Source organism: Micromonospora sp. NPDC023737, from assembly GCF_040639715.1.
GTDB lineage: Bacteria > Actinomycetota > Actinomycetes > Mycobacteriales > Micromonosporaceae > Micromonospora.
On the sequence record NZ_JBFAAL010000006.1, the window covers coordinates 1 to 14,765 of the forward strand.

At 69.3% G+C, this 14,765-nt stretch carries 14 protein-coding genes and 1 pseudogene; 9 read left to right on the forward strand and 6 right to left on the reverse strand.

The genetic code is table 11. The annotated features are described in order from the left end of the window. The 3 genes from AB0F98_RS15405 to AB0F98_RS15415 form a co-directional block, all read left to right on the forward strand. Window positions 1-236, forward strand: a 236-nt coding sequence (locus tag AB0F98_RS15405; protein ID WP_357734802.1) for a transposase, incomplete at its 5' end; no start/stop codon positions are given. A 161-nt stretch (window positions 237-397) separates the two neighbouring features. Continuing rightward, a complete protein-coding gene (locus AB0F98_RS15410; protein ID WP_357734805.1) occupies window positions 398-1,288 on the forward strand; it encodes a hypothetical protein in 891 nt (296 codons plus the stop codon). Window positions 1,289-1,322: 34 nt separating this feature from the next. Next, on the forward strand, window positions 1,323-1,505 hold the full coding sequence (locus AB0F98_RS15415; protein ID WP_357734808.1) for a hypothetical protein: 183 nt from the start codon (window positions 1,323-1,325) through the stop codon (window positions 1,503-1,505). Between the two features lie 351 nt (window positions 1,506-1,856). On the opposite strand, the gene AB0F98_RS15420 is transcribed toward AB0F98_RS15415, so the two are convergent. The 3 genes and pseudogenes from AB0F98_RS15420 to AB0F98_RS15430 all read right to left on the reverse strand — a co-directional run bounded on the left by AB0F98_RS15420 (window position 1,857) and on the right by AB0F98_RS15430 (window position 4,069). Then, on the reverse strand, window positions 1,857-2,039 hold the full coding sequence (locus AB0F98_RS15420; protein ID WP_357734811.1) for a hypothetical protein: 183 nt from the start codon (window positions 2,037-2,039) through the stop codon (window positions 1,857-1,859). 116 nt (window positions 2,040-2,155) lie between these two features. Continuing rightward, window positions 2,156-3,021, reverse strand: a protein-coding gene (locus tag AB0F98_RS15425) for an IS5 family transposase (protein WP_357735689.1) whose coding sequence is annotated in 2 segments (ribosomal slippage) — window positions 2,156-2,688 and window positions 2,688-3,021 — 867 coding nt in all. Because the reading frame shifts where the segments join, the coding sequence is not laid out codon by codon here. A gap of 50 nt (window positions 3,022-3,071) precedes the next feature. Then, window positions 3,072-4,069 (reverse strand): annotated as a pseudogene (locus AB0F98_RS15430) (IS481 family transposase). Window positions 4,070-4,816: 747 nt separating this feature from the next. Here AB0F98_RS15430 and AB0F98_RS15435 point away from each other — a divergent pair. Next, window positions 4,817-5,254 carry a MarR family winged helix-turn-helix transcriptional regulator gene (locus tag AB0F98_RS15435; protein WP_357734814.1) on the forward strand — a complete coding sequence of 146 codons (438 nt, stop codon included), beginning with the start codon at window positions 4,817-4,819 and terminating at the stop codon, window positions 5,252-5,254. Next, window positions 5,241-5,768: a hypothetical protein gene (locus tag AB0F98_RS15440; protein ID WP_357734817.1), complete on the forward strand. Its 528-nt coding sequence runs from the start codon at window positions 5,241-5,243 to the stop codon at window positions 5,766-5,768. The genes AB0F98_RS15435 and AB0F98_RS15440 overlap by 14 nt, the downstream gene beginning before the upstream one ends. A 446-nt stretch (window positions 5,769-6,214) precedes the next feature. Here the strand turns inward: AB0F98_RS15440 and AB0F98_RS15445 are convergent, their stop codons facing one another. Continuing rightward, window positions 6,215-6,514 (reverse strand): hypothetical protein, encoded by a 300-nt coding sequence (locus AB0F98_RS15445; protein ID WP_357734820.1) that lies wholly within the window; start codon window positions 6,512-6,514, stop codon window positions 6,215-6,217. A 98-nt stretch (window positions 6,515-6,612) separates the two neighbouring features. Between AB0F98_RS15445 and AB0F98_RS15450 the strand changes: the two genes are divergently transcribed. Continuing rightward, window positions 6,613-9,549 (forward strand): M4 family metallopeptidase, encoded by a 2,937-nt coding sequence (locus AB0F98_RS15450; RefSeq protein ID WP_357734823.1) that lies wholly within the window; start codon window positions 6,613-6,615, stop codon window positions 9,547-9,549. Between the two features lie 158 nt (window positions 9,550-9,707). Here the strand turns inward: AB0F98_RS15450 and AB0F98_RS15455 are convergent, their stop codons facing one another. Then, window positions 9,708-10,814, reverse strand: coding sequence for a LuxR C-terminal-related transcriptional regulator (locus AB0F98_RS15455; protein WP_357734826.1), 1,107 nt, complete (start codon window positions 10,812-10,814; stop codon window positions 9,708-9,710). A gap of 763 nt (window positions 10,815-11,577) precedes the next feature. Here AB0F98_RS15455 and AB0F98_RS15460 point away from each other — a divergent pair. Genes AB0F98_RS15460 through AB0F98_RS15470 form a run of 3 tightly spaced genes read left to right on the forward strand, consistent with a single transcriptional unit; the run spans window position 11,578 to window position 13,263 of the window. Continuing rightward, entirely contained in the window at window positions 11,578-12,045 is a 468-nt protein-coding gene (locus tag AB0F98_RS15460) for a 2,4'-dihydroxyacetophenone dioxygenase family protein (protein WP_357734835.1), read from the forward strand. Between the two features lie 8 nt (window positions 12,046-12,053). Next, the gene (gene eda, locus AB0F98_RS15465) at window positions 12,054-12,812 is read left to right on the forward strand and encodes a bifunctional 4-hydroxy-2-oxoglutarate aldolase/2-dehydro-3-deoxy-phosphogluconate aldolase (protein ID WP_357734838.1); all 759 of its coding nucleotides are present in this window, start codon (window positions 12,054-12,056) and stop codon (window positions 12,810-12,812) included. Next, entirely contained in the window at window positions 12,760-13,263 is a 504-nt protein-coding gene (locus AB0F98_RS15470; RefSeq protein WP_357734842.1) for a GNAT family N-acetyltransferase, read from the forward strand. The genes eda and AB0F98_RS15470 overlap by 53 nt, the downstream gene beginning before the upstream one ends. A gap of 146 nt (window positions 13,264-13,409) precedes the next feature. Here the strand turns inward: AB0F98_RS15470 and AB0F98_RS15475 are convergent, their stop codons facing one another. Then, entirely contained in the window at window positions 13,410-14,729 is a 1,320-nt protein-coding gene (locus AB0F98_RS15475) for an amidohydrolase/deacetylase family metallohydrolase (RefSeq protein ID WP_357734845.1), read from the reverse strand. Window positions 14,730-14,765 lie beyond the last annotated feature (36 nt).

Genomic DNA, 14,765 nt, shown 5'->3' on the forward strand with positions numbered 1-14,765 from the left:
GCATCCGGCACGTCATCCCCGAACGGTCCGACCAGGTCGCCCGCCGCACCGCCAAGGGCAGCACCGGAGGGCGACCACCAGCCTTCGACAAGGCGACCTACCGCAAGCGCAACGTCGTCGAACGCTGCTTCAACCGCCTCAAGCAATGGCGCGACCTGGCCACCCGCTACGCCAAACGGGCATCCCTATACCGGGCCAGCCTGGTCCTCATCGCCACTGTCATCTGGCTGCCATGATCGACAGGACACGCCCTAGTCGAGGCGTCAGCGTCGAATGAGCTCCTTGCCCGTCGTACTGCGGTAGATCGAGTCCACCGGTCGAGTATCGCCCGTGCCGTGTCGGTGGGTGGTGACAGGATGATGCCCCATCAGGCCGCACGGACATTGGAGAGACCTGCATGACCCTGCTGACGTCCGAAATGACCGACCGGCTCGCGGAGTTCCGCGAGCGTGCCCTCGGAGCGGGAGTGCCCCTCGACGAGGTAGAGCGGTGGGTGGAGCTCTCCCGCCCGGCGGTGGTCCTCGCACCTACGGGAGACGGGCCGGAGGCGGGATGGTTCGGTGACGAGCGCCGGCCCGGCCCTGGCCCGGACGGCACGTACTCGGCGACGCGGGAGCGGCACCCGGAGGAGAAGCACCTGATCGCGACGGTTGATCTGTCGGCGATTCCCACAGGCGCGACCGGTCTGCCGCTGCCTACCGACGGCCATCTGCTTCTCTTCGCGACCCCCGAGATGGGTGACGAGGACGGCTTCGGCTCCGCGGATTACCTCCCGGTGGGCACCGGGCTCGGCGACCGCGCACGCGAGTACAGCGACTACGACAACTACGAGGTCCCGAAGCTGGCCGGCGTCGGAACCCACGCGGACCTGGAGGCCGACCTGCGGGAGATCGACCCGCTGCGCCCACAGCCGGTGGTGACTCTGCCTGACCACGAGCCGACGTATTACGCGGCCAGGTACCCCGATCCCCTTGCCGCGCGGTTCGAGAACGCGAAAGCGCTTCGCCGGGCCTGGCACGATGTCCGCTGGCCGGGCGGGTGGCCCGGGGGCCACCTGCAGCTCGGGGGCTGGGCCAGTGCCCGGGGCCAGGAGTTCGGCGACCCGGTCCGGTTCGCCGCGTCCATCCGCAGGCGCGGCCGCGAGGAGCTCGACCCTGACGGCTGGGTCCTGCTGGCCCAGTGGATCGGACACCTCGAAGGGATATCCCTGTTCTGGACGATCCCGGCGGCCGACCTGGAGGACCTCCGCTTCGACCGGGTCCAGGTCATCCAGCACTGGACGCCCTGAGCTCTTCCGCGGGACGTCGAGGCAGGACCCCGCCATGACCGACCACCGGCAGCCCGATGCACCGGCACACCCCTCCGGTCCCGCTGCCGGACCGACCCTCTGGACCCGCCGTCGCCAGGCCATGCTGTCCAGCGCCCTGCGCGGAGCCGCCTACTCGGTCGGCGCGGGCAGCGTGGGACTCCTCTTCTGGTGGCTGCAGCAGCGGCTCTTCCGGTAGACGCCCACCGGGCCCGTTCCCACTCCGCCCGGGTGAGTCCGTACTCGGCCTCGCCCGGGCTCGGGGCCCTCAATCGTCTCCGGCCGGTCCCGGTGAAGCCCCTCGGTGGCGCAACCTCGTCCCCGCGCCGCCCGGTTTGGCCGGTGACCGAGTTCGCGGCCGATGCCGCGACGATCACTCGGAGACCTGCGAGCACGATCGCCAGGAGCGCAGGACCGACGACCCTATGGCGGCGGCGGTCGGTACCGGAGTAGATGGCGGCTTCGGGGACGGAGGGTGGACGCTGGCGGCTCTCGGCGGCCGGCTCGGCTGTTCCCCGGCCACCGCCATTCCCTCCCTGGTCCGTAGCCGTTAACGGCACCCGAGGTGCTCGCCGATCCACTCCCACTCCCAGCCGGTGGCGCCGCCGGGGACGTGGCCGTCGGCGACGTAGCGGACCGGGTCGTTGACGACCGGGTTGTGCGGGTGGGCGTAGCGGGCGGCATGGTCCTCGGCCGCGCGCGCCAGCTCGGCCTGCCTCTGAGGGGTGATCATGACGCCTCCGGGGTAGTCGACGAGCGGGGGCAAGACGGCGGCCCCGGCCGGGGGCTGGCCGGGGCCGCTCTGGGTCAGTTGCCGAGAAGCTGGGCGACTAGGGCGTGTCCTGCCGATCATGGAAGCCAGATGATGGCGGCGATGAGGAGGAGGCTGGTCCGGTAGAGGGATGCGCGTTTGGCGTAGCGGGTGGCCAGGTCGCGCCACTGCTTGAGGCGGTTGAAGCAGCGTTCGACGACGTTGCGCTTGCGGTAGGTCGCCTTGTCGAAGGTAGGTGGCCTGCCGCCGGCGCTGCCCTTGGCGGCTCGGCGAACGATCTGGTCCGAGCGTTCGGGGATGACATGCCGGATTCCCCGTTGCCGCAGGGCACGTCTGGTGCAGTCGTGGGCATAACCCTTGTCGGCGATCAACACGTCCGGGCGCTTGCGCGGCCGGCCAGGTCCGGGCTCGTTGACGCGGATCGCGTCGAGCAAGGCGAGGAGTTGGGGGTTGTCGCCGGCCTGGCCGGGCGTGAGCAGGATCGACAGCGGCCGGCCGCGTCCGTCGACGGCCAGGTGGATCTTCGTGCTCAGCCCGCCGCGGGAGCGGCCGATGGCCTCACCATCTTGCGTACCAGGCGTCGCCGGACTTGTCGGGGAGCCCCCTTTTTGCGGGCGCCAGCGGCATGCTGATGCGCCCGCACGATCGACGAGTCGATGCTGATCGTCCACTGCACCGGTGTGCCGTCGTCGTGAACCTGCGCCGCGGCCAGGATCCGATCCCACGTCCCATCCGCGGTCCACCGTCGCAGGCGCTCGTGGCAGGTCTTCCACGGTCCATAGCGCTCCGGCAGGTCACGCCACGGCGCACCCGTGCGCAGCTTCCACAGGATCCCGTTGATCACCTGGCGGTGATCCCGCCACCGCCCCCGGGCACCGCCCGGCTCGGGAAGCAGCGGCGCGATCACCGCCCACGCTTCATCGGTCAACTCGCCACGACGCACCACCGCGACATCGTCAACGATCAACCACTACAAGATCGGCAGGACACGCCCTAGGTGCGCTGTCCAGGGACGTTGGTCAACCTGGTGATGGGTGGTAGGCCGCCGATGGCTGAGTGAGGCCGGTGGTGATTGTAGTGATGCAGGAAGGCCGGTAGAGCCTTCCGGCGGGCTTGTTCGCTGTTGTAGAAGCGGGCGATGGCCCAGCCGTCGGTAAGGGTGCGGTGGAAGCGCTCGACTTTTCCGTTGGTCTGTGGCCGGTAGGGGCGGGTCTTCTTCGGCCGGATGCCGAGCTCGGTGCAGGCGTCACGCCAGGCGAAGGATTTGTAGGCCGAGCCGTTGTCCGACAGCACGCGTTCGACGGTGACGCCTCGGGCGGCGAACCGGGCGACGGCGTTGCGCAGCACGTCGATCGCGGTGGCGGCTTTCTCGTCGTCGCGGATCTCGGCGTAGGCGACGCGGGAGTGGTCGTCGAGGACGGTATGCGCGAACGCGGTACCGATCTGCGGTTCGTAGGTTTTGCTGCGGGCGCCGGTGCGTCCGGCTGCGGCCTCACGGTTGCGTCGGCCCTGGACCCGGCCGACGTAGCGCCAGCCGCCGCCGTCCGGAATGCTGCCGTACTTGGTGACGTCGACGTGCAGCATCGCTCCGGGCCGGTCGTGTTCGTAACGCCGGACGGGTTCGCCGGTGACCCGGTCGAGATGGCTGAGCCGGCTGAGCCGGCAGCGGGTCGGCACCGCATACACGGTCGAGGCCGGTATACCGAGCCGACCGCCGATCTGCACTGGGCCAGTCGCTGTTTCCACCGCAGATGCACGATCTTGCGGACCACCGGCCGTGGTGTCCGGGCCGGGCTGTGATGCGGGCGTGACGAGCGGTCCTGCATCCCGGCCTCGCCCTGCTCGGCGTAACGCTGGGCCCATCGTTTCGCCGTGCGCCAGGACACGTCATAGCGTTCGGCAGCCCGGGCGACCGGCCAGCGTTCGTCGATGATCAGACGCGCCAGCCGCAGACGCGCCCCTGGCGTCAAATCAGCATTACGGTGAAGCACGAAGGCCTCCTGGTTGCCGGAGCGGTTCCTGGACAGCTCCACTCCACAACCGGAGGCCTTCAGCAGTCCAGGATCTGGATCAGGTCGTCACACAACCTCGACCAACCTCCCTGGACAGCACACCTAGGCCGTGTCCTGTCGATCATGTCGAGCCGAGGCGGGATCCAGGTGGCGGCCCGGCAAGGCAGAGGTTCGTCCGGATACCGGTGTTGTATCCGGACGAACTGAGAACCCAGCCGGTCGTCGGCTGGACCCGACGCAGGCCGGCATTGATCGGCAGGACAGGGCCTATCCCGAGTGTTGCCAGGGTCTGCCCGTTGCTGGTCAGCCGGGCGACTCGGTGCGATCGCGCATGGGTACCGGGCGCTCAGCTCGCCGTTGCTGCTGCAGGCCAGGCTTCGGCTCGTTCGCCTTTCCACGTGGGCTGATAGGAAGTCGCCCTGCGGTGCTCCCAACTCATCAGGCTGACGGTGGTGCGGTCAGGTCAACGCCACCGAGTCGGGCGAGCGGGGATCGGTACTCGCCGCATGAAGGGCGGCCAGCAGTCTGGCCTCGCCCCGAGGTCAGCGTGGGGTACGCACTGGGATCGGCGAGGTCCGCGGCTGGTCGGCTCGATCCGGCCGACGCGCCACGCTTCGTGGCCGAGATTGCTCTGGCCGTCTGCGTTGTCCCGACCGCAGCGCCTTCGCGCTGACGCAAGCCGGAATTTGGTTGTACCACCGAACCATCCGGTTGTATGGTCGAACCATGCAGAACGGGGAGGTCGACGCCGCGCAGGAGGCCCTGATGCGGTTCGTCCGCAACTTCGGTCTCCATCAACCGGACCGCACCCCGTGCGGACAGCCGCTGCCGGTCTCGGAGGCACACGCCATGGTGGAGGTGGCCCGCGAGGGGCGGATCCGTCAGGTCGAACTCGCCCGCCGGCTGCGGCTGGAAAAGAGCAGCGTCAGTCGCCTGGTCAGCAACCTGGTCAGCCGTGGCTGGGTGCACCGGGAGACCGCCGACGGGGACGGTCGCGGCGTCCTGCTGGTGCTCACCGATGCCGGTAGCACCGCTGCCGCCCGGCAGGCCGACGCCCGCCGCGACCGGCTCGCCGCCCTCCTCGACCGCATCCCCGACGACCAACGCGACGCCGTGGTGCGCGCGCTCCAGACCCTTGCGGAGGCCGCTGTTGAACCGTCCTGACCACCCCCACGCCCGCCGAGCCCTGCTCCTGGCGGCCGCGGCAGCCGCGACCGCACTGGTCAGCGGCTGCACCAACGACTCATCGGCGCCGACACCGACACCGGCGAGCTCCAGCCGGCAGGCCGAGGTCGCCGATCGGGGCGCGTCCGTCATGCCGTTCGACCTGGACCGCACCACCCATCAGTTCACCAAGACCGACACCGGCGGGGTGCAGACCGTGGTCGCCGACGACCCCCAGGACGCCACCCAGATCACCCTCATCCGGCAACACCTCACCGCCGAGGTCAACCGTTTCCGGCGCGGCGACTTCACCGACCCGGCCCGCATCCACGGCAACCAGATGCCCGGCCTGGAAACGCTCCGTGCGCACGGCGGGCGCATCACCATCGACTACACCGCCACCTCCGACGGGGGACGCGTCACCTACACCACCAGCGACGCCGAGCTCCGCGACGCCCTACACCACTGGTTCGACGCCCAAGTCAGCGACCACGGCCAACACGCCACCCGCTAACACCAAGGCACGATCGCCCAGCGGCTCCCGCAGCACTTGCGTGTTTGCATCGTCGACAGCATTGCCGTGCGGCCGGTCTCCGGCGCCGACGATCACAACCAGAGCGTCGGCCCTGTACGCGAAGGTGACGCCATCACCATGTACGACCTCGACGTTCGCGCCGGCGGCATCCACCGCCGCCCGCTCCGAGACAACCGACCATCCCTCGATCGCCGGGCGATGATAGGAGCCCGGATCGAACCCAACATCGTGCGCTGACGCCCGCAACTCACCGTTGCGGGGCGCCCGCCACACCGACCGTTGCCGAACCGGGGGACGTCTACCCACCGGCACCAGCGAGGGACGGGCCACTGATTGTCCGGGCCGGATCGCTGCTGCCTGCCCGGTCCGGGTTGACCATTACCGACCGTCACCGCCTCCGCAGACAGGCCACGCGGGCCTACCGGTCAGCCGCGGATCAGGGCGACGACCCGGGCGAGTTCGGTCCGGGGTGACGCGGGCGTCGAGGAGAGTCGCGATACCCCGAGGTTCCGCGCCCGGAGCTGGTCGACATCCTGGCCAGCCGCCCGCATGCGCTCCGCGACGAACCAGTACCGGTCAACGCGTTCCGCCAGCGTGGCGCGCTCCGCGGCGAGGTCAACGCCCGGCACGACAACCGTCCCACCGTGCGCGACGAGCTGTCGGCCGAGGTGTGCCGTTCGGATCGCCTCTTCCTCGGCGGGCTTCTGGTTTGTGCAGGTGCGCAAAGTGGTCCTTGTGTCGGTGGCGACACCGCAGTGAGGGTGATCAAATCCCGTGCCGCAAGGAGCCGGCCGGGCGCTGAACCACCTTGCAGGAGCAACAGATGCGCAGAGTCAAGGCACCACCCGCCCTCGCCATCCTGGCGACGGCCGCCCTCCTCGGTACCACCGCCCAGGCCGCGAACGCCGCACCGTCGAGCACGGCGACGGACGCGGAGGCGTCGGTCCCGGCCTCCGTGGCGCCCGCTACGGACACCCCGGCGCTCGTTGACGACCTGGCCGAGCCGGTCGACGCCACGATCGCACCGGACAAGGCCGCCAAGGCCCACCTCACGGGCCACAAAGACCGCTACAAGATCGCCGACCCGGCCGGCACGCTCACCACGGCAGGCGTCGACACCCGGGGAGAGCGGGAGACGGTCCGGCTGAACCAGAAGTACAAGGGCCTGCCCGTGTTCGGCGGCCAGTACGTGGTGCGTATGGAGAAGAAGGCCGGCAAGCGTGCGGTGACCGGCACGTCGGGCAGCTACTTCACGGACCTCGACGTCGACACGACCCGTCCGACGATGCCCGCCGACGTCGCGATCGCCCGAGCGGTCGAGGACGTACGCAGGAGCCTGCACCCCGGTGCCGCCGTCGTGGCCGGGGCGCCGCGGCCCGGTGCGGCCAGCACGGACCTCACCGGCACCGACCAGGGGCTCGTGGTCATGCCGACCGGCACCGGCGTCCTCGCGCGCCGGGTGCTCGTCAAGGGCAAGGACGTCGCCACGGGCCAGCCGGTGCTCCGCGACGTGTACGTGGGCGCGACGAACGGGGTGACGCTGCTCAGCGTCAGCCGGATCAAGTCCTTTGCCACCGCGCAGCAGGCCGCCGCCCTGGCCGCCGGCGGGACCGCTGTCGCGCCGCGGACCGTGCCGGCGCCGTCCACGTCGGCCGACGGCACGACCTCGGTCGTCGGTGAGGGCACGAGCCTGCACGGCGCCACCGTGCCGGTCCCGCTCGTCCGGACCGGCGACGCGGACTCGTACCTCATGATCGACCAGACGCACACCCTCCCGGACGGCCGGACGGTGCCGATCACCACCTGGGACGCCCGCGGCCGGGACTACTACGACCTGCTCGACGGGCAGCTGCCCGAGGGCGTCGGGCCGTTCACGTCGCCGTCGAGCACGCTCGGTGCGGACCTCACCGACGCCGGCGCCGTGGACGCGGCCTGGGACGCCGCGAAGGTGTTCGAGTGGTACCAGACGAAGCTCGGACGTAACAGCCTGGACGACAACGGCATGGCGATCAACTCGATCGTCGGCATCACCTACGGCGGCTACCCGTGGGTCAACGCCTACTGGGACGGCACCCGGATGGTGTACGGCAGCGGCGACGCCGAGTACCTGCCGCTGGCCGCCGACCCGGACGTGGTGGGCCACGAGATGACGCACGGCGTGGTGGAGAACTCCGCCAGCCTCGTCTACGCCGGCCAGCCGGGCGCGCTCAACGAGGCGATCGCCGACTACTTCGGCAACGCCATCGACGTCGACGCGACCGGCACGCCGATGACCGACCCCGAGGCGAGCCTGATCGGCGGCGACCTCTGCCGCACCCTGACGCCCACCAAGTGCGCCCTGCGCAATCTCGACGACGGCGCCACCACGGCTGACTTCCAGCACCTCATGGACACGCCGCAGATGGACGACGGTGGCGTACACCTCAACTCGACGATCGTGTCCGGGGCGCTGTGGGACCTGCGTCAGGCGTTCGGCGGCCCCGTCGCCGACAAGATCGTCTACCGGGCGCTCACCGACTACCTCACCCCCATGTCCGACTTCGTGGACGCCCGCGAGGCGGTGCTCGCCTCCGCCAAGTCCTCGGGGCTGAGCAACAAGGACCTCAAGGTGGTGCAGGCGGCGTTCGACTCGCGCGGGATCACCGCGAAGTGGAAGGCGAACCTCTACGGCAAGAAGACCGACCTCCTGATCGACCGGCTCAACACCGGAATGTACGTCGACATGACGGCGAGCATGGCCGGCGGCTGGTTCGCCGTGCCGAGGGCGGACGCGAACCGCACCGAGCCGACGTCGATCTGGGTGGGCCGCACCGACGGAAAGGGCGCGCCGTACCGGATCTCCCCGAACGACGGGAACCCGCACAGCTTCCCGCACACCGACGGCAAGCGGGTCGTGTGGCTGTCGATCGAGGCGGACCAGGACTCGCCGACGTGGGAGACCGACCGCATCCTGTCGGCGCCCATCGGCGGCGGCCATGTGGAGGAGCTGTACCGCTCCCCGTACCGGATCAACGGCCTGGGCTTCGACGGCGACGTCGTGACGTGGAGCCAGTACGACCCGGAGCAGGGCTACCGCGACGTCGTGCGCTACCTGCAGGGCAACTCGCGGACCGTCCACACCCTCGCGCACCCCGACTGGGTCGGGAACGCGACGGCGCCGAGCGTCAAGAACGGAAAGATCTCCTACGTCCGGTACGAGGACTACGCGCAGCCCGACGCGAACGGCAACTGGTGGTCGCTGGGTGTCGAGGTGTACGACCTCGCGACGGGGAAGGTGACCTTCGCCGGCGGTGACCCCGGGGCCGAGACGATGAGCTACCCCCAGGTGTCCGGCACCGGCGTCGCCTGGGTCATCAACCGCGACTACGGCAGGTTGGTCGACGGCCAGTGGAACCAGGGGACGTTCAACGACTCCGTGCGGCTCTTCGACTTCGCCACGCGCACGAGCCACCTGCTCTTCGAGGAGAACTCGCCGCAGGCGATCCGCGCCGACGTCCTCACGCTGTCCGACACGACGCTCACCGTCACCGAGGAGGCCCCGTACGACCTCTGGCTCTCCACCGGCGGTTACCCGGACAACGCGCTCAACCCGAAGCTCAAGCAGTACACGTTCAACGGGGAGTACGTCGGCCCGGCGTCCTGCAGCCCGGGCGCGCAGATGTTCGCGACCGCCGGCGCGGGGCGCGAGGTGATCTTCATGGACTCGTCGGCAGGCGGTTTCGGCCTGGCGTACGCGAAGGGAGCCAAGCCCTGCAAGTGATCCCCTGTTAGGGGACGCGATGCACGACGGCGCGCCGGGAACTCGTTATCAGAGGTCCCGGCGCGCCGCCGCGTTCGGCATACGCCCTGATCGGCGGATCGCCCGCCTCATCGAGGCGATCAGCGACATGAGCGAGTCGTGACGCGGGACTGCGCAATTCAACGAGCCTCGGTCGAGGCTTGGACCGACGTGGCCGAGAATGAAGGAGGGCCGAATGCGGGTGCCGGATCGGCGGGCCCGGTGCCGCCTTCCGCACTCACCGACTCCTTCAGCCAGCCCCGTTCCGCCGCCAGCAGCGCGATCTGGAACCGAGTCCGGGCACCGAGCAGGGAACCCGCATCGCTGACATGCTTCTGCACGGTACGGCGGCTCACCTTGAGCACGCGGGCGATCGCCTCGTCCTTCATCCCGGTCGCCATCATCCGCAGGATTTCCCGTGTCCGCAGGTCCGGCCCCACGGTCGTCAGACTGCCCTTCGAGGCCGGCCCATCCTGTCGGCTGCCCAGCGACACCGGGTCGGCGCGCTCCCACACACTCTCGAACAGCGCCACCAGCGCGACCACCAGCGCGGGCGAGTGCACCACCAATGAACCCGCCGCCGGGCGGTCCCCGCGCACCGGCAGCAGAGCCGCCGCCCGGTCGAACACCACCAACTTCACCGGCAGCCGGGCCGCCAGCCGCAGTTCCCCGCCCTGACCCGTCCCGCGCAGCGCCGTCTCGAGCGACACCGCGTCGGTAAAGCCCTCCGTCTCGTACACCGACCGCATCCACACCCCCGGTGCCACCAGCGACTCCCCGACGGACGCCTGCCCGGCCGTCACATACGGCGGCTTGGCCAGATGCAGTACCTCAACCGAACTCCCCTTCAGCAGCTGACCGTAGCGCTCCGGCACCTCATCCTCGCGCTCCAGCAACTCCACCAGGTGCGCGGCGCGCGGCCCGGACACCGCCTCGTACACCTCGTGAAGCCGCTCCACGAGACCCTCGACGCGGGCCAGTTCGGCCCGCCGCCGCGCCAGCAGGGCGCCGAGCGACGGCCTCGGCGGGCCGGCCACCCACCGCGGCACCACACCGTCGATCTGCAGCACCAGTGCGGAGTCCGCAAGGTGCCGTAGTGCTCGTTCCGCCTCCGCCAGGGACACCCCGACCGCCGCCGCCACATCGGTGACGTCCGCTGATCGCACGGCCACCAGGTGCTCCAACACCCGCCCGGCGAGTGGATCCAGACCGGCTACCGCCCACGGGCTGCCTGCGATTCCGTCCATACGTTCTGACACTCCTGTGGTCCGAGCTTGCTCCACTCTGGCGGACACCATCGGCGTGGTGGTCAGGCCGCCAGGGCGGCCTCGTCGGCGGCGGGACTGCGGTGGCCCAGGCCGCTCTGCGGCCGGTGCAAGTTGTATCAGCCGCCTGGCAACTGAGGACGCCCGTACCCCGCCAATGGCCGCCGCCGACGAGTTCGCAGAGCGTGGCCTGGACGCCTCCGTCACCGACATCGCCCGCCGCGCCGGTCTCGGTGAAGGCATCTCTCCGCCACTTCGCCACGAAGATGACCTGCTCGCCGCGATCGTCCTCGACCGGATCAACGGCCCGACATGGCCGCCGCCGAGGTGGCCTCACGCGCTGGCCGTGTCGTCGAGGCCGCCGGCCCGTCTCCGGTCGACGTCGCGCCGAGCCGAGACGCCGGGATGGCTGCCGACGTGCAGGAGCCGGCTGACATGCTCAACCGTCTGAAGTTCGCCCTCGGCACGCGAAGGGGGACCAAGCCAACGGGTCGCCGCATCGCCCGGCCCCACGTGGACGTCCTCCGCGCCCCTCGCCCGCGGATGCGCCGCCTGCTGTGGTCAATCCACCCTGGCCCCTTCGCCGGCGTCGTTGAGCCACCGGGCAATCCGCTTGTTCCGACGATCGGCCCGAGTCGTATTCGGCTTCCGCATGGCCCTATCCAGCCTTGGTTCTTCACCGCACGACTCGCCCGCCATAGGGTTTTCATGCCGTGGCGAGGCGAACCAGAAGGAGCATCGACGCATGGAGCAGCTGAACCCGATCAAGGATTTCCTCATCCGGACCGCCGATCTGCCCTGGGTCCCGCAGGGCTCCGCCAACGTGTGGTTCAAGCCGCTGCGCATCTCGCCGGCTACCGGCAGCTGGGTCAATTTGCTCAAGGTGGCCAAGAGCGGGGTGGTCAACCGGCATCGACATCTCGCCGAGGTCGAGGGGTGGGTCATCCAGGGCCGCTGGCACTACCTCGAACACGACTGGCAGGCTGAGCCGGGGGCTTATGTCTACGAGCCGCCCGGCGACGTGCACACCCTCGTGGCGGATGTGGACGCCCCAGACGAACCCATGCTGACGCTCTTCTCGATCCACGGTCCGATCGAGTACACGGATGAGACCGGTAAGGTCGCCTACGTCGAGACTGCGGAAAGCAAGTTGCGTCGCTACCACGAGTACTGCCGCGAGGAGGGCATCGCCCCGCAGGACATCGTATTTTGAGCGCCGTCATGACGGACCGAACGCACCCGCAGACGGCCCGGGACCTGATGTCGATCTCGCCGGTGATTCCCGTTGTCGTGGTGACGGAGACGACCGACAGCGCGTCGCTCGCCGGGGCACTGCTCAGCGGGGGCGTCGGCATCATGGAGATCACGCTTCGGACCAGTGCGGCGTTGGAGGCCATCCGAAGGGCGACTCAGGAGGTGCCCGGCATGGTCGTTGGCGCCGGCAGCGTCAGCACCGTTCAGCAGGCCGAGCAGGCCCGAGCGGCGGGCGCGATGTTCCTGGTCAGCCCGGGCGCGACACCGAATCTGGCTCGCGCTGCGCTTGACACCGGCCTGCCCTACCTGCCGGGAGTCAGCACCGTCAGCGAGATGTTGGCGCTGCGGGAGCTGGGTCTGGACGCCATGAAGTTCTTCCCCGCGGTCGCGAGCGGCGGACTCGCCTTCCTCTCGGCGGTCGCCGGGCCACTGCCTCACCTGATGTTCTGCCCGACCGGTGGCATCACGCCGACAAACGCGACTGACTGGCTCAGCCTGCGCAACGTCGGATGCGTCGGCGGATCCTGGCTCACCCCGGCCGACGCCCTGGCAGCCCGTGACTGGGGCCGCATCGAGGAGCTAGCGCAAAGCGCCACAAGACTCACGAACGCCGTCGCATCGCATGTGTCGGCACCTGCTGAGACGTTCGCCTCCCTGGCCGGGGCGGAGCAGAGTGAGGACCACAACGGCGGCGAATGCGGCACTGCGGCCAATCGTCGATTCTGACCTCGACGCGCTGTTCGACCAGAAGCGTGACCCCGAGTCGGTTTGGATGGCCGCGTTCACCGCCGAGAACCCCGACGACCGTGAAGCGTTCGACGCCCACATGTCGAAGGTGAGGGCCACTGCTGACGTCACGTTGCGCGCGGTGATCCGCGAGGGGCGCCTCGGTGGCAGCATCGCCGGCTTCGTCATGGACGGCGATACCGAGGTCACCTACTGGATCGACCGTGCGCTCTGGGGTCAAGGTATCGCCAGCCGCACCCTTGCCCTGTTCCTCGAAACGGTTCCGGTCCGGCCGCTGTATGCGCGAGCCGCCAGTGACATCGTCGGATCGTTCAGGGGCCTGCCGGGTGCGGGCTTCACGATCATCGGCACGGAGATCTCGTACGCGAACGCGCGGAGCACCGAGATCGAGGGAACGGTGCTGCGCCTCGGTGAGCTACCGGGTGGGTGATCGGCGGTAGGGCATGGGCGGTCCCCGGGACGGCCGTCCGGCCGAGCGGTCACACCGGCACTCAACGCTGTGCCAGGGAACTACTCGAAGTAGATGGAGAACGATGGCCGCTACGCCGGTAGCGGCCATCGTTCAACACCGGCTAACTAGTCCCGGTCCCGGCCGGGCTTCCACTCGGTGGCAGCAATCCCGTTGAGGTCCCAGACGACGTCGCCTTCCCGCAGGGTCAGCTCAGCGGTCAGCTTCTCTTTGCCGTCCATCCGGAAGCCGAAGGAGTCGACGAACCCGAACCGTCCCCGGTCAAGGCTGAACACGGCGACGTCGGCAGGCGCCCCAACCGACAGGTGCCCCAGCTCAGGGTGCTGAATAACCTGTGCGGGCGTCCACGTACTGGCCTCCACCACGTCTTCCAGCGACATGCCGAGGGTCAACATCTTCGACATCACGTTGGCCATGTCCTTCATGCCGCTGTTCATCGACGTGATGTGCAGGTCCGTGGAGATCGTGTCCGGCGGCAGGTTCTCCTTCATGCCCTGAACCGCCACGTCCCACGAGAAGCTGCCGCCGCCGTGCCCGACGTCGTAGACGATTCCCCGGTCCCTGCCCGCCTGCAGGGCAGGATTGAGGCGGCCGTCGTCGCCGAGCTCCCGACGGAGGCCGGAATAGACGTGCGTGTAAACGTCACCCGGCCGTAGCTCCTGGGTCAGAAGCTGCTCGATGGTGCGCTGTTCCGAGTCCGAGCCAAAATCGACCATGACCGGAACATCGGCGATCTCGCCGGCCTGGACCGAGCGGCGCACCGGATCCCACTCCGGGCCGTTGTAATGCGCCGTTTTGATGCCAACGATGAGGTCCGGATGCTGTAGCGCCACTTCGGCGGCCGGCTCCGCCTGCATGTTCTCGAGATCCTGCTCCCGCTCTCCCCCGGCCATACCCTTGCCGACGATGTTGAGGAACGACAGCACCCGGGTCTTCGATCGATCGATGACATTCGTCTTGAATTCGTCGAAGTTCTCCCAGCCCGCAGATCCGGTGTCCACTGCGGTGGTGACGCCGGCCCGGAACGTGAACCCGTCCGGGGCGACGCTGTTCCAACCGGCGGCGTAGTCGTTGGCCGGTCCGACGAACATGTGGGCGTGCATGTCGATGATGCCCGGAGTGACGTACTTGCCTCGGGCGTTGACGACCCGCTCGGCGTCTTTCGGGTTGAGAGACTTGGCGACAGCCGCGATACGCCCGTCGCGCACCGCGATGTCCCGGACACCGTCGATGTTGTTCTTGGGGTCGATCACATGGCCGTTGTCGAGGATGAGGTCGTAGCGGGGCTCGGCCGCGGTATCGGCAGTGCCAGGCCGCTGGGTCGGTGTCGCACTCGCCTGGGTGACCTGCCCAGCCCCGACCAACCCCATCGGAAGGATGACCGAGGCGGCCAGAGCGGCCTTCCGACGCCATGAATTCAGTTTCATCAGCTGACTCCTTCTCCGAACGTTGCACCTGCGGCG